This window comes from Amaricoccus sp. W119, assembly GCF_047275745.1.
Classification (GTDB): domain Bacteria; phylum Pseudomonadota; class Alphaproteobacteria; order Rhodobacterales; family Rhodobacteraceae; genus Amaricoccus.
On record NZ_JBKQWU010000029.1, the window covers coordinates 1 to 14,067 of the forward strand.

At 67.5% G+C, this 14,067-nt stretch carries 16 protein-coding genes; 6 read left to right on the forward strand and 10 right to left on the reverse strand.

The genetic code is table 11. From position 1 onward, the window contains the following. Positions 1-75 precede the first annotated feature (75 nt). Positions 76-1,251 (reverse strand): glycoside hydrolase family 97 N-terminal domain-containing protein, encoded by a 1,176-nt coding sequence (locus tag ACLJK8_RS14275; RefSeq protein ID WP_413150973.1) that lies wholly within the window; start codon positions 1,249-1,251, stop codon positions 76-78. 888 nt (positions 1,252-2,139) lie between these two features. Here ACLJK8_RS14275 and ACLJK8_RS14280 point away from each other — a divergent pair. The 3 genes from ACLJK8_RS14280 to ACLJK8_RS14290 are packed head-to-tail and all read left to right on the forward strand — an operon-like array spanning position 2,140 to position 3,720. Further along, on the forward strand, positions 2,140-3,132 hold the full coding sequence (locus ACLJK8_RS14280; RefSeq protein ID WP_413150974.1) for a helix-turn-helix domain-containing protein: 993 nt from the start codon (positions 2,140-2,142) through the stop codon (positions 3,130-3,132). Between the two features lie 49 nt (positions 3,133-3,181). After that, positions 3,182-3,430, forward strand: a complete 249-nt coding sequence (locus ACLJK8_RS14285) for a type II toxin-antitoxin system ParD family antitoxin (protein WP_413150975.1) — start codon at positions 3,182-3,184, stop codon at positions 3,428-3,430. Then, the gene (locus tag ACLJK8_RS14290) at positions 3,427-3,720 is read left to right on the forward strand and encodes a type II toxin-antitoxin system RelE/ParE family toxin (protein ID WP_413150976.1); all 294 of its coding nucleotides are present in this window, start codon (positions 3,427-3,429) and stop codon (positions 3,718-3,720) included. Before ACLJK8_RS14285 ends, ACLJK8_RS14290 begins: the two co-directional genes overlap by 4 nt. Before the next feature lie 57 nt (positions 3,721-3,777). Here the strand turns inward: ACLJK8_RS14290 and ACLJK8_RS14295 are convergent, their stop codons facing one another. The 8 genes from ACLJK8_RS14295 to ACLJK8_RS14330 all read right to left on the reverse strand — a co-directional run bounded on the left by ACLJK8_RS14295 (position 3,778) and on the right by ACLJK8_RS14330 (position 10,372). Beyond that, positions 3,778-4,545 (reverse strand): SDR family NAD(P)-dependent oxidoreductase, encoded by a 768-nt coding sequence (locus ACLJK8_RS14295; RefSeq protein WP_413150977.1) that lies wholly within the window; start codon positions 4,543-4,545, stop codon positions 3,778-3,780. A gap of 12 nt (positions 4,546-4,557) precedes the next feature. Further along, positions 4,558-4,983 (reverse strand): nuclear transport factor 2 family protein, encoded by a 426-nt coding sequence (locus ACLJK8_RS14300; RefSeq protein WP_413150978.1) that lies wholly within the window; start codon positions 4,981-4,983, stop codon positions 4,558-4,560. Positions 4,984-5,026: 43 nt separating this feature from the next. After that, positions 5,027-6,130 (reverse strand): alkene reductase, encoded by a 1,104-nt coding sequence (locus ACLJK8_RS14305; RefSeq protein ID WP_413150979.1) that lies wholly within the window; start codon positions 6,128-6,130, stop codon positions 5,027-5,029. 91 nt (positions 6,131-6,221) lie between these two features. Beyond that, positions 6,222-6,965 (reverse strand): SDR family NAD(P)-dependent oxidoreductase, encoded by a 744-nt coding sequence (locus tag ACLJK8_RS14310; RefSeq protein WP_413150980.1) that lies wholly within the window; start codon positions 6,963-6,965, stop codon positions 6,222-6,224. Between the two features lie 141 nt (positions 6,966-7,106). Beyond that, complete coding sequence (locus tag ACLJK8_RS14315; RefSeq protein WP_413150981.1) at positions 7,107-8,000, reverse strand: arginase family protein; 894 nt, start codon at positions 7,998-8,000, stop codon at positions 7,107-7,109. Between the two features lie 203 nt (positions 8,001-8,203). Then, positions 8,204-8,878 carry a hypothetical protein gene (locus ACLJK8_RS14320; RefSeq protein ID WP_413150982.1) on the reverse strand — a complete coding sequence of 225 codons (675 nt, stop codon included), beginning with the start codon at positions 8,876-8,878 and terminating at the stop codon, positions 8,204-8,206. A 46-nt stretch (positions 8,879-8,924) separates the two neighbouring features. Beyond that, on the reverse strand, positions 8,925-9,545 hold the full coding sequence (locus ACLJK8_RS14325; RefSeq protein ID WP_413150983.1) for a flavin reductase family protein: 621 nt from the start codon (positions 9,543-9,545) through the stop codon (positions 8,925-8,927). A 71-nt stretch (positions 9,546-9,616) separates the two neighbouring features. After that, positions 9,617-10,372: an SDR family NAD(P)-dependent oxidoreductase gene (locus tag ACLJK8_RS14330; RefSeq protein WP_413150984.1), complete on the reverse strand. Its 756-nt coding sequence runs from the start codon at positions 10,370-10,372 to the stop codon at positions 9,617-9,619. 361 nt (positions 10,373-10,733) lie between these two features. Between ACLJK8_RS14330 and maiA the strand changes: the two genes are divergently transcribed. Together maiA and ACLJK8_RS14340 are read left to right on the forward strand one after the other, a co-directional pair. Continuing rightward, positions 10,734-11,375, forward strand: a complete 642-nt coding sequence (gene maiA / locus ACLJK8_RS14335) for a maleylacetoacetate isomerase (RefSeq protein ID WP_413150985.1) — start codon at positions 10,734-10,736, stop codon at positions 11,373-11,375. A 104-nt stretch (positions 11,376-11,479) separates the two neighbouring features. Beyond that, positions 11,480-12,394, forward strand: coding sequence for a helix-turn-helix domain-containing protein (locus ACLJK8_RS14340; protein WP_413150986.1), 915 nt, complete (start codon positions 11,480-11,482; stop codon positions 12,392-12,394). A 5-nt stretch (positions 12,395-12,399) separates the two neighbouring features. Here the strand turns inward: ACLJK8_RS14340 and ACLJK8_RS14345 are convergent, their stop codons facing one another. Further along, complete coding sequence (locus ACLJK8_RS14345; protein WP_413150987.1) at positions 12,400-13,101, reverse strand: helix-turn-helix transcriptional regulator; 702 nt, start codon at positions 13,099-13,101, stop codon at positions 12,400-12,402. A gap of 336 nt (positions 13,102-13,437) precedes the next feature. Here ACLJK8_RS14345 and ACLJK8_RS14350 point away from each other — a divergent pair, with 336 nt between their 5' ends. After that, on the forward strand, positions 13,438-14,049 hold the full coding sequence (locus ACLJK8_RS14350; RefSeq protein WP_413150988.1) for an NAD(P)-dependent oxidoreductase: 612 nt from the start codon (positions 13,438-13,440) through the stop codon (positions 14,047-14,049). Positions 14,050-14,067: the final 18 nt, after the last annotated feature.

Genomic DNA, 14,067 nt, shown 5'->3' on the forward strand with positions numbered 1-14,067 from the left:
TGATCATCGAAATGATCTGCGTCTCGGAAAATCGGCTCTTTCTCATTCGTCTGCTCCTTCGAGGTCGAGCAGACCCTACATCAGAGCGAGGGAGTTTCCGGGGGGCAGGTCACCAACGATGTTCACGCCCCGATCGGCGGCATATGCCATGACCTCGTCGAGGTCGAAGTCATCCGTCGGCCGGGTGAAGTTCATGTTGACGCCATCGCCCCACCAGCGGCCGTCCCATCCGGCATTCCAGCCTTCGATCAGCACATTTGGCAGATCATGCTCGGCCGCGAAGTCGATGTATCGCTTGGCATGCTCCGTCGTCGCGCCGTGGTTCGGACCGGTCTCCCAGGTCCAGTCGCCCAGATGCATGCTCCACCAGATGCCGATATACTTGGCGGGCTTGATCCAGGACGTATCGTCGAGCGCGTTCGGTTCGTTCAGGTTCAGGATCAGGTAGGATTCGATCAGCCCGCCGGGCGTATCGGCGATCTGCACCGTGCGCCAGGGAGACACCAGCGGGGTTCGCCCCCTGACCAGCGTGAAGCCATCGTCGCCGCCCCATGGCGCGAGATCCGCTTTCAGGCCGCCGTCGCCGTCCGGGATCAGCGACATGGAGGAATAGTCGACCAGCGCCGCCTCGTGGATCGAAAGGTAAAGCCTGTCCGCGGTCTCCATCGTCAGCGGCGTGTGGACGGCCTGATTCCGGGCGATTCCGCTCAGGGGATCTTCGCGCCAGACATATTCGTAGTGGCTTCGTCCATAGGCCGGGATCCACCAGACCTTGGGGTCGCCCGCGATATTGAACTCGGTCAGTTCCTCCGCGATCACGAACGTCCCGAGATGCTCCTGTTCGGGCCATTCGTATCGAAAGCCGAACCCGTCGTCGTAGACCCGGAAGACGATGTCCATCCGGCGGGGCGTGTCACCGCTGGTTTGCAACGCGGCCCGAAGCTCGTTGTAGTTGTTCCTGATGTCCTTCTTTTCACCCCAGACTTGAGTCCATGTCTCGTCGAAAGTCGCGTTCTCGGTGCCGGCCAGCGTCAGCCCCGTATCGAAGGAAGCGCCTTCGGAAAATCGGACCCCCAATTGCGAGGCCGAAAGAATATCGGCGCCAAGCCTTTCGACCGAATACGTCGGTTCGCCATCCCGCATTTCCAGGGTCAGCTTCACCACGCCGCCGGGCGAAACAACCTCCACGCCGTCTTGCGCCCATGATTGCGTCGCCACGAGGAACAGGATCGGAATCACACCTGCGATCAATCGACAGCGACCGACCGCGGATATGGGTTTCGAATCGCAGGCCATGGCTCTTCCCCCATTTTCTTCGCGGTCAGTGTAGGAAAAGACGATTCACCTGGTACCTGAATTGAGCCCGCGGTCGAACGTGTCGCATTGACATGGATTGAGTCCCGGCGGGGTTCCGCGTCGATGGGGCGATCAGCGAGGATAATCGTGCTCTCGGCGATGGCCGCGCGAACTTCGGGCTTTTTTTCAGAAGCCTCCGTCATGAGCGACATGACACGACGACCTCCGCTTTCTGGAAGGGAGCGCTGATCAATTGATTTTCATGCTGAAACACACGCCTATATGGATAGCCCAAAGACGGTCGCGGCACCCCTCAACTGGCTTTCCCGAGGCATTTGCGAAATCCCCTCCCAACTTGGGAGTAGTCCGCGTGGCCGCGATCATGGCGAACACGGACCCGCGCCCCGGCGGTACGGTGGGTCCGAGCTTCCGCCACGCATTCGCCTTCTGGGACTCGGAGGCGAATGACTGGCGCGTCGCACCCGTTCCTCGGAATTTCGGTGGGGGTTGTCAGTGGCGGACATCCGATGAAGTGAAGAGTGAGCCATTGCGCCGCCGTCGGTTCAGGGCGGCGAATGCCTCTGGTGATCTCCGGTGACGGCGAGCGGGAAATTCCGGGGGCTCTGGGCCGCCGAGAGAGTGCCGAATTCTGGGTCGCGGTGATGACCGAGCAGCGCAACCGGGGGGGTGTCCGGGACACCTGATCGCTGAACGGCTTCCCGGCCTGTCCGTGGTTCGTCTCCGCCGTTCGTCACCCGCGAGGATGACAGACGGCGAGACAATTCCGGACTATGCTCCGGCCGAGGATAGCGCCGCGAGAAGTGGTCCAGAGGAGGAGGCAGGATGCGGAGATATTCCACCGCTGGATTGCGCGGCCGGCTGGGTTCGGATTTCTGGGTCGACGCGGTCCGCCGGACCTACACGCCGGTCGACTGCGCCATCGCCCGGGATGACCGTTTCGAGGCCAGTCTGGTGGTCGGCGACCTCGGAGCCGTCGAATTGACGCGTGTCGTCTCGACGGCGATCACCTACGACCGGTCCCGCGCCGCGATCCGGAAGGAAGACCGCGGAGAGTATGTCATCGGTTTTCTGGAATCGGGCGAACTGCGCCTGGAACAGGGTGAACGCGCGGCGCGGGTCGTGCCGGGCGACATCTGCCTCTTCGGCACGGGCCGGCCCTATCGGCTGACCTGTCCCGGGTCCTATGAGGCGATCCACCTCAAGGTTCCGCGGCACGAGCTCGACCGGCGGCTGCCGGCGGCGGAGAAGCTCTCGGGGGTGCGGATCGCGGGTGAGGGCGGCTACGCGCGGCTGGGCGCGACCATGCTGCGCTCAACCTTCGACCTGATCGGCGACACACCGGCATCGGAGCGGCTCGCCGCCCCGCTCATCGATCTGATCGGGCTCGCCTTCGACGAAGGCTTCGATCCCGAGGACGGGGCGCGGCACGCGCGTATCGTCGCCCGGGCGCAGGACCTGATCCTCAGGCACCTCCTCGACCCCGCGTTCGATATCGCAACCGTCCCCGCCCTCATCGGTACCTCGGCGCGGACCCTCAGCCGAGCCTTCGCGCGCCAGGGGATCACCCCGGCGAAATGGATGTGGAGCAGGCGGCTGGAAGCCGCGCGGGACGCGATCGCATCCCGGCGGGGACAGTCGGTGTCCGAAGTCGCGATGGCCTGCGGCTTCAACGACTTCTCGCACTTCAGCCGCGCCTTCAAGGCGCGGTTCGGTGTGACGCCCAGCAGCCTGCGCGCGAGCGGGCCGGAGCCGGCGCCATCCGGTGGCGTGCCCGGGCCAGCCGGCGGTTCGGGGCTCACACGAACCGCCTCTTGAAACGACGGCCCGCCAATGGCAATCTTTGCCATTGCGCGGGAGGGTTGTCATGGCCACGATGAACGTTTCGCTTCCAGACCCGATGAAGACCTGGGTGGAGCGGCAAAGCGCCGAAGGGCGCTACGCCAATGCCAGCGACTACGTTCGGGACCTGATCCGCCGGGACCAGCTGCGTTCGGACGCCATCGCCCGAATGCAGGGCCTCGTCGACGAAGGACTGGGAAGCGGGGAAGGCAGTCGCTCCATGTCCGAGATCAAGGCCGAGGCGCGCCGCCGGGCCGGACTGCCCGAAGGGTGACATGGCGCCTCAGCCAGGCCGCCGAGGAAGACCTCATCGGGATCTGGCTCCATGGGGCGGACCGTCACGGTCCCGCCCAGGCGGATCGGTACCAGGACGGCCTGGAAGCGACGTTTGGCGTTCTCGCCCAGTTTCCCGAACTGGCCCGCGAATGCCCCGAACTGACACCCCCGCTTCGAGTGCATCCGTTCGGCTCGCATATGATCCTCTACCTCGTCCAGCCGGACGGATCGATCTTCGTGGTTCGAGTCCGCCACGCACGCGAAGATTGGGCCTCCGAGCCGCTCTGAGCGAGTTGGAGACGCTCCGCCCGCAAGTTACCCCCCAGAGCGCGCCCTCGCTCGGGCCTAACGGGCGACGAAGCCGCCGTCGATGGAGAGCACCGTCCCGGTCACGAAGGACGCCGCGTCCGACAGGAGCCAGACGATGCCCTCCGCCATCTCGCGGGGCCGGCCCATCCGGTTCATCGGATGCGCGGCGCCGGCCGCGTCGTATTCCTTCATCCCCGGCTTCAGCTTCAGACCCTGCTCGGTGACCATCGGCGTCTCGGTGAAGCCCGGGGCGATCGCGTTGACCCGCACGCCCGCCGTCGCCGTCTCCAGCGCCGCCGCCCGCGTCGCACCGGCCACGCCGTGTTTGGCGGCGGAATAGGCGACGAAGTTCCCGCCCGCCACCAGGCCCCAGATCGAGCAGGTGTTGACGATCGCGCCGGCACCCATCGGCAGCATCGCCCGCATCTCGGCCCGCATGCAGGCGATGACCGCCATCAGGTCGATCGCGATGATGTCGCGCGCGGCGCCGAGGTCATAGTCGACCAGCGGCCCGATCGGCCCGGTGATCCCGGCATTGTTGACGGCGCAGTCGAGGCGGCCGAAGGCCGCCACGGTCTGTTCGACCATCTTGGCTATGTCGCCGTCGTCGGTCACGTCGCAGCGGATGGTGATCGCTTCCGTGCCGAGAGCTTCGATCTTCGCCTTCACCGCGGTGAGCTTCGTCTCGTTCATGTCGGCGATCGCGACCTTCGCCCCGCGTTCGGCGAGCAGCAGCGCCGTCGCCTCGCCGATCCCCGACGCGCCGCCGGTGACGAGAGCGACCTTTCCCTTGAAATCAGCCATGCCCCCTGCCCCTCAGAACGGTGAATCGAGGACGCCGTCGAGCCGGCTCATCCGCCATGTCTCGCCCTGCCTGACGAAATCCATCGTGTAGTAGCCGGCCGAGAGCAGCCGGGTCTCGCCGCCCTCGGTCGAAGCGAGGCTGAGGTTCGCGGTCATCGAGGCGGTGGTTTCGGTCTGCGCGGTGAAGAAGATGTTCGAGACATTGTGGCGCCGCTGATCGGTCTGGCCCTGGCGGATGCCCTCGAGCACCGAGACGATCTCCGCGCGCCCCTTCATCGGGCCCCAGGCGATATCGGTGCCGGTGACGACACCCCCGCTCGTCGCATCCTCGGTGAAGGTATCGGCCAGCATGGCGAAATCGGCCATGTCGTAGCCCCAGGCATAGCGGGCCAGAACCTCGATCATGGCCTGGCGGTCGGCGGCATCCTGCGTCGTCATCGTCATTCCTCCGTACAAGATATTGATTGGATTTGGTTTATCCTCAGGCGGCGTCGCCCAGGGCGGGATAGTCGGTGTAGCCGGCCTCGCCGGTCGCGTACCAACCGTCGTAGCGGGGTGTGGCGATCTCGGCGCCGCGCGCGATGCGCGTCACGAGGTCGGGATTCGCGAGGAAGCCGCGGCCGAAGGCGATGGCCTGGACCTCTCCGGCCGCGAGCAGCTCCGCACCGCCCCCGACCGTGAGCCCGCCGTTGGCGATGATCGGACCGCTGTAGCCCGGCCTGAGCGCCGCGACGATCTTGTCGCGCGACGGATTGCCGAACCAGCCGTTCATGTCGGCGAAGTGGACATAGCCGACGCCCAGCTGATCGAGACGGCTTGCGAGATGGGAATAGGTCGCGTGGCTGTCGGGATCGCGGGTGTTGTTGTAGACGGCGTAGGGCGATACGCGGATCCCGACGCGGCCCATGGGAAGATGCCGCGCGACCGCCTGGATCACCTCGGTCACGAAGTGCGACCGGTTTTCGATCGAACCGCCGTATTCGTCGTCGCGCCGGTTCAGCGTTGGCGACAGGAACTGATGCGGCAGGTAGCCGTTGGCCGCGTGGATCTCCACCCCGTCGAAACCCGCCTCGACGGCGTTCGCGGCGGCGCGGCCGTAATCCGCGATCGTCCGCCTGATCTCGTCATGCGACATGGCCCGCGACTGCGACGGCATGAGCTTCACATACCGCCCGTTGTCGAGTTTGCCATAGACGTCGATCATGCCCGGATCGTCGTTGACCCCGCTCGGCGAGAGCGGTTCCTTGCCGCCCTGCAGGCCCTGCGCGCCGACGCGGCCGCAGTGCCAGAGCTGGCAGAAGATCCGCCCGCCCTCGGCATGGACCGCCTCGGTGACCGGCTTCCACGCCTCGACCTGCCCGGCCGTGAAGATCCCGGGCGCGTGTTCGAAGCCGCAGGTATCGGCGTTGATGTAGGTGCCCTCGCTGATGATCAGGCCCGCGGTCGCGCGCTGCCGGTAGTACCGCGTCATGATCTCGACGGGGACGCCGGTCTTCGTCGCCCGGGCGCGGGTGAGCGCGGGCATGACGACGCGGTTCGGCAGGGTCAGATCCCCGATGACGAGCGGATCGAAATATGTGGTCATTGCTTCCTCGAGGATGGTTCCCGCGGGAGCCGGTGCCTTGGATCGGCGCCGGGGCTGACAGGGGGGCGGACGCCGGGGCCGACGCGGGTTGTTACCAGATCGACAATCCGCCGGTGACGGGCAGGCTCGCGCCGGTGATGTTCCGCGCCCGGTCCGAGGCGAGAAACGCGACCGCCTCGCCGATGTCCTCCGGCGTCTGGCCGCGGCCGAGCGGCACGCGCTCTTCCTGGAGCTTCCACTGGTGGTCGGCGAGCCCGTCCCACATCCGGGTCCTGACGATCCCGGGGCAGACGGCGTTCACGTTGACGTTGAAGGGCGCCAGTTCCCGCGCGAGCGACTGGGTGATCGCCGTGGCGCTGAATTTCGACGCGCAATAGGCTGAATATTCGACGATCGCCTCCTTGCCGCAGAAGGAGGTGACATTGACGATCTTGCCGTCGCGCTTGCCGGCGAAATACTTGCCATAGGCCTGGGACGAGAAGAACAGCGCCTTGGCGTTCAGGTCGTTCATCCGGTCCCAGTCCGCCTCGCCCACCTCGTCGAACTTCGCCTGGCTGGCGACGCCGGCGTTGTTGACGAGGATGTCGACACCGCCCATGGCCGCGACCGCGGCGTCGAGCGCGCGCTGGTGCGACCCGATCTCGCCGACGTTCTGCGCCAGCGCGGCCGCGCGCCGGCCGAGCGCCCGAACTTCACCCGCGACGGTCTCGGCGGCGTCGATGTCGAGATCGGCGATCACCACATCCGCGCCGTGCCGGGCGAGCGCCAGGGCGCAGCCGCGCCCGATACCACTTCCGCCGCCGGTGACGACGGCGACCTTGCCTGCGAGTTCCATCGGTTCTCTCCCTGTGAGCTGTTGGCCGGGCACCGGGGGTACCCGCCGTTCGCGTCACATTAGTCCGCGTCGCACCCCGGCCGCTTTGCTCGCCCGGCCGATCGCTTGACCGAGGCGGCCAATCGCGCGGGTTCGCCGCGGCTATCCGGCGATCTCTCCCGGCTTCGAGAGGAGCGGCAGGGTCGCGAGGTTCCGGCCGAGGTCGATCATGGACCAGGGCAGGAATTCGGTGATCGCGAGCCCGACCACGTCGGACTCCCGGGCGACGGCCTCAAGGATCGAGGCGACCTCCGCGAAGCCCATGCGCCCCTTGGCCACCCCGTCGAAGGCGCCCTCGGGGAGCCCCGGCTTGTTGAACAGGAGGTAGTCGTGACTGGCCGGCGACAGCACGTCGAGGTCGAAATGCACCGCGACCTTCGTGGCTCCGGACCCGCGGAGCCAGTCGAGCACGGGTTCGGCCGAGCCGCCGAGATCCTCGGGCGACAGGCGGGCCATGCCGCGGTCGCGGAGGTAGCTTTCCTCATGCGGCAGGGTCTCGGTGAGACCGACGTGGAGCACCCGGGCGGGCTCGATCGGCCGGGGCACCGCCGCGACGAAATCGGGATCGCCGTCGCCCATCAGCATCGCCAGCACATGAGCATGCGCGTGCGGGAACTCCCGCGCGCTCATCACATCGGGATGCGCGTCGACCCAGATCACCGCGAGGTCGTCGCCGTAACGTTCGCCGAGATAGGCGATCGGCGCGAGATCGACGAGGCAATCACCCCCGACGGTGACGATCGCTTCCGGGGTGTGCCGCGCGATCGCGGCGCGCGCCTGATCGAGCAGGTCGAGCAACGCGCTCCGCATGACGATGCCCCGCTCCTCCGGGCGCGCGTCCTGCGCCGCCTCGGCCACGGCGATGGTCTCCACCGGACCTTCAGGCGGCGGCAGGATCGCCGCCAGGACACCGGCGCCGACGCGGTAGGCGGGATCGTTGCCCCCCTGCCATTGCGGCATGATGAGCCGCAGCGTTGATTTCGGATCGACGGACATCGCGGTCCTCCCTTCTGTGTTTCGACCCCGGCGGCGGGATCTCCCGGCATCGCACCGGGTGTGGGCCAAGATACGCGATGACCCATGCACGATGTTCGACCGTCCGGCCGATGTTCCGCGTTCATTCGGGCGTCGGTGCCGGCTCGCATCCCGGCGAGGAAGATGTCGGCGCGCCGGTCAAGCCCGGCACGCACGCGGGCCGCTCATTTCAGCCGGTGCTCCACGGTGAAGACGCGGGCCATGCCCCTGTCGATGAAGTGGCGGATGTCCTGCGCGATCATCTCGCGCCCTCCATCGACGGTGAAGTACCGCTCCACGACGTCCCTGTCGGTGGCGAAATGGAGATTGGTCGCGCCCTGGATCTCCGGCGCGCCCTTGGTCACCGGGCGGATGACGAAATACCGGACGTAGCGGGCGAAGCCGTGAATCTTCCTCGCCCATCCCACGTGATTGTCCCAGGAGCGGCGGAAAGCGGCCGGGGAAAGGTCGGCATGGGCGAAGAAGCCGCGCACGAGCTTGAGGCCCGGCGTCGGATTGCCCGCCAGACGGACGGCATCGTCCTGCTCGACGCTCCGTTCCACCTCATAGCCGAAGTCGATCTCGGTCCGCGCGGCGATTTCGTCTCCGAACGCCGCCATCAGCCGATCATGCGCCGCCCCGTCGGGGCAGTCGAGGTCGAGCGTGACGTCATAGCCCTCGCCGACGCGCGCTTCGTCGCGATAGAGCTCAACCCCCGGTCCCGGCACTGCGAGGTTCACGCAAAGGCCGGTGCAATCGCCGGAAGCGGCGACGCGGGGTCCGAGATCATCGCGCCACCACGCCTGGTAGGCGTCCGACGTGCCGGGATTGGCCCGGAGGAAGTAGAGAAACTGTGCCATCCCTGGTCCTCGCTTCTTTGGAGTGCGGAGTGTGTCGGGCGCGGATCTAGCCGGGCCGTTTCAGCGTGAATCGATCCGTCGGCCGCGAGTAGAGCCCGCCGCCCCCGAGCCGCGAGACCGGCGCGTGAAGCTCCGGGTCGACGTGAAACCGGTCGCTGACGGTCCCTGACCGCGCATGCAGGACCAGAACCTCGCCGATGAACATGTGATACGGCACCTGCCCCAGCGTCAGCGTCTCCTGAACCCGGCACTCCATCTGGATGCGTGCCTCGGCGATCCGGGGCGGGCGGACGGCGGTGGACGCGAGTTCGGTCAGTCCTGCGAGCCGCAGCTCGTTCGCGCCCCGCGGATGTTCGCCCGAGGTCGCGTTCATCGCTTCCGCCAGTTCGGCGTCGACCAGATGCAACACGAATTCCGGGACTTCCGCGAGATTCTGGATCGTATCCTTCACCGTGCCGCGGCGGCTTTCGACCGGGACGCCGACCGAGAACATCACAAGGCAGGGCTCCACCGCGATGACGTTGAAATAGCTGAACGGCGCCAGATTCACACCCGCCGCGCCGATGGTCGAGACCCAGGCGATCGGCCGCGGCACGACCGATCCGTTCATGAGCTTGCTCTGATCGGAGCGTGCCAGATCCGGCATCCGGAAGCTGTCGAAGTTCATTCTCCACCTGTCTCCTGTCTCGATATCGCCACGATCCGCCGGGTGGTCCTGACCGCGGACAGGGCGCGGGATCACCGCGCCGTGTAACCGCCGTCCGCCGCCAGAACCGTGCCGGTCACGAAGCTGGCGCGGTCGCTCAGCAGGTAGCAGGCGGCCTCGGCGATCTCGCGCGCCCGCGCCATGCGCTCCATCGGATGGCGCGCGGCGATGGTCGCGCGCTCCTCCGCCGGCCGGTCGGCGATGAGCGGCGTGTCGACATATCCGGGCGCCAGGGCGTTCACCCGGATATTTCGCGTCGCATAATCGAGCGCCGCGACCCTGGTCAGCCCGACGACTCCGTGTTTCGCGGCGGCGTAGGCGGCGGTTCCGGGCACGCCGACGAGGCCGCAGATCGACGCGATATTGACGATCGCGCCTCCGCCCGAGGCGATCAGCGCCGGGATCTCCGCCTGAAGGCAATGGAAGACACCCGTCAGATTGACGGCGATCTGCCTGCTCCAGTCGGACCGGGACAGGAGTGCCAGTTCCTGTCGGGCGGTGACGATCCCGGCATTGTTGGCGCAGATGCGGAGCCCGCCGAACCGATCGGTGACGCGCGCGACCGCGTCCAGCACCGCGTCGGGATCGGTGACGTCCATGCCGAGGCCCATCGCCGCGGCGCCCCGGCCGGACAATTCGGCCGCGAGCGCCCGGGCCGCTTCGGCGTCGCGATCGGTGACGGCCACCACCGCGCCGCGATCCGCCAGCAGCCGACAGATCTCGGCCCCGATTCCCGAGGCCCCGCCGGTCACCAATGCGACCTTTCCAGAGAATTCCGATTCCGCCATTCGCCGTCCTCCTCGCCACGGGTTCAACCTGCGGCGATGAACGCGCGGGCGCTGTCCTTCCGACGGAGGACAGAAAGCCGGCCGGGGCGTCCGTACTCCTTCCCGGGGATGGCCGCCCCGCGAGGCGGAACGGACGAAGGAGCGAACGTGCTTGGGGAGAGAACGGCCCCGGTCACCGGAGCGGGCCAAGGGAACGGCGCGGCCGGCGCGGCCGAAATCGCGGCGGCCGGTGTTTTCTCGCCTCGGAAGTGTCGAGCTTCGTCACCGGTGTCACCCTGCCCGGTCGGCGGCGGCTATCAGTGTGACCCGACGAGAAGGTCCAGGGCGCAGGCTCGCATCGAGACAAATTGGGGAACCGGAGATGAAGATCCACACCTACTTCCGCTCATCGGCGGCCTATCGCGTGCGTATCGCGCTCAATCTCAAGGGGATCGCGCACGAGCTGGTTCCGGTGCACATGTACCGCGACGGCGGCGAGCATCGCACGGAGGGATACGCGGCGAAGAATCCGCAGCGGCTGGTCCCGACGCTCGAACTCGGCGACGGAACCTGCCTCGGGCAATCGCTCGCGATCATCGAATATCTCGACGCGACCCATCCCGGGCCGCGCCTGATCCCCGATGATCCGCTTGTCGCGGCGCGGGTCCGGGCGGTGTCCCATGCGATCGCCTGCGACATCCACCCGCTGAACAATCTCCGGGTCATGAATTATCTGAAGGACCCGCTCGGCCACGGCGAGGCCGAGGTCCGGGAATGGTACGCCCACTGGATCCTGAACGGCGGGCTCGACGCCGTGGAGCGGCTGATCGATCCCGGCGGGCCCTTCTGCTTCGGCGATGCGCCGACGCTGGCGGATTGCTGTCTCGTGCCACAGCTCTTCAACGCCCGCCGCTTCGGCGTTCCGCTCGACGGGCTCGGGCGCGTTCTGGCGGTCGAGGCGCATTGCGCGACGCTCGCGCCGTTTCAGGCCGCGCATCCTTCCGCCCAGCCGGACGCCGAGTGAGCCGGCGCGCCTTGACATGAGGCCGCCGCGCACCAGAACCTCTCGCTGATCTCGACTTGCTGGGAGAAGGCGCCACGGTGGGTCAGGCCGAGAAACCCGATGACATGCCTCCCGTCTCATACGTCAGGATGAGCGACCGCGAGGCATGGCATAACGTGCTCTGCGAAAGGTTCGCGCCCACGGAATTCGCGCCCGACGCCGAGACCCGGTTCCGGGGCGAGCTCACCTATGTGAACCACGGCGCCACAAGGATGTCGCGCATCCATTCCTCCTCCGGGCGCTTCTCGCGCGATTCGCAGGCGATCCGGCGCGACAATTTCGACGGGTTCCAGCTTCTGGTCAGCCTCGACGGCGAATTGCGGCTGTCACAGGGGGACAAGCGGCTGGAGGCGCGGCGGGGCGAGGCGCTGCTCTATCGCCACGGCGCGCCCTTCGAACTGGACCTGCCGCGCAAGTATCGCGCCCTGTCGCTCTGGGTCGAACCGGAGATGATGTCGCGGCACAGCCCGGCGGCGGTCAACGGCGGGCCGATGCTTCTCGGTTCCGCGACGACCAACGGAAATCTCGCGCTGATGATGCTGCGCGAGCTCTGCCTCGGCACGATCGAGCGCCGCGCGGCCCAGACCGCGCAACTCGTGCGCGCGACGCTCGATGTGATCGAGACCACGGTTCCGGCGGGTGCCGCCGAGTTGGATACCCAGCATCGCTGGCTCGTGGAGAAGCTCGCGGCCTACGTCGAGCGCAACATCGACGACACCGACCTCGACCTCCAGAGGCTGGTGGAGGTGGCCGGCGTCTCGGCGCGCACGCTGAACCGGGCCTTCGCCGCGCAGGGGACGACGCCGATGCGCTGGGTCTGGGAGCAGCGGCTCGGCATGGCGCGCGACGCGCTGATCCACGCGCGGGTCCGCAACGTGACCGAAGCCGCCTTCGGCTTCGGCTTCAAGGACGCCTCCCACTTCAGCCGCGCCTTCTCGCGGAAGTATGGCGTCACGCCGAATTCGATCCGCCAGAGCTGAGCGACTCAGGCCGCCGCCAGCTGCCGCGCGGCCGATGACTGGATCAGCATGGTCGAGAGCTGGTTGATCGAATTGACGTTCAGCCGCGCATAGGCGCGCCGCCGGTAGGTCAGGACGCTGGTCTGCTTGATGCCGAGGTCGAGCGCGATCCCTTCGGCGGTGACACCGAGGATCGAGCGCGCGCAGACCGCGACCTCGCGCTCGGTCAGCTCCGGGAAGGCCCAGGCGACGCAGTCCTCCATCTCGGCCGAGGACACGCGCCGCTGCCGCGCGGAGCTCACCGCCAGGCGGTAGTGCAGGCTCAGGATCGGCAGCAGCAGGTTGGCGAAATGAGACAACTCGTCGATCGACGCCTGATCGAAGGCGCCATCGCAGCGGCGCCGGTAGACGCTGAGCGCGATCAGGAACCCCTCCGAATGGCGCGCGAGCGTCAGCTTTTCCCCGATCCCCGGGCGCGTGAAGCAGGTCGTCCGATACTTGTGATGCCGGATCTCGTCGGCGCTCACCCGGATCGCGAAGGAGCCGTCGGCGCAGTCCTCGCTCAGGACATCGAAGATCGGGTCGTGGCGGAAGAAATCGGCGCAGTAGAACCCCGCGCGCTCTTCCGAGCGGCGGTCGAGGCTGCGCGAGAACAGCGCGACCGGCGGGGCGAGCGGCGCGGAACGCTGGAAGACCAGGAACTCGGAAACGCCGAAACAGTCGAACATCAGATCCGCGAACGCTCCGGAAAGGAGTCCGTCCCCACGGCCTGGATGGTGTCGCAGAGCCCCAGGACCGCGCGGGCGGTCTCGGGCCGGGCCGGCTTGATGTCGGAAACGATCATCGCGTTTTCTCCCCATCCATAATGTTGCTGGATACGAGGATGGCGCGGCGGGTGGCGGAGCGCCTGCTCCTGCCTGCCACGGATATTGACCGGAATTGCCATCCGGCCCCGGGAAGCCTCGCGCGCCGCCATCCGGGCTGTCGTCAGGGCATAGGACTGAGGCGGCGCGGGAGACGGCGGATAGTCGCCGCGGAAACCCGGACACATTCGAGGGAAGATCATGAAGATCGCAATCATTGGCGCGGGCGGCAATGTCGGCCAGCGCCTCGTCTCCGAGGCCCTGTCGCGCGGGCATGAGGTCACGGCCATCGGCCCGAACGCCGCGAAGCTCGAATCGCTGGGCGAGGTCGCAGCGAAACCCGGCACGCTCGGCGAGCCGGACGCCCTCTCGGCCGCGCTCGCGGGCCACGACGTGGTCGTGAGCACGGTCCGCTTCGTGAACTACGATGTCGGCCAGCTCCTCGCGGCGGTGCGCGGCTCCGGCGTCGGGCGGCTCGCCGTCGTCGGCGGCGCGGGTTCGCTGACCTCGCCCGCCGGCGGCCTCGTCGCCGATGGGCCGGCCTTCCCCGAAGCCGCGAAGCCCGAGGCGGCGGCCGGCCGGAAGGTGCTGGACGCGCTCCGGGAGGAAGACGGGATCGACTGGACATTCCTGTCGCCCTCCGCCGTCTTCACCGCCGGCGAACGCACCGGCGAATTCCGTCTCGGCAAGGACGAGCTCCTCGTCGATGCCGGCGGCGAGAGTCGCATCTCCTTCGAGGACTACGCGGTCGCATTTCTCGACGAGATCGAGGACGGCAAGCATTCCCGCGAGCGTTTCACGGTCGGATACTGACCACCGGGCTCCAAGCGA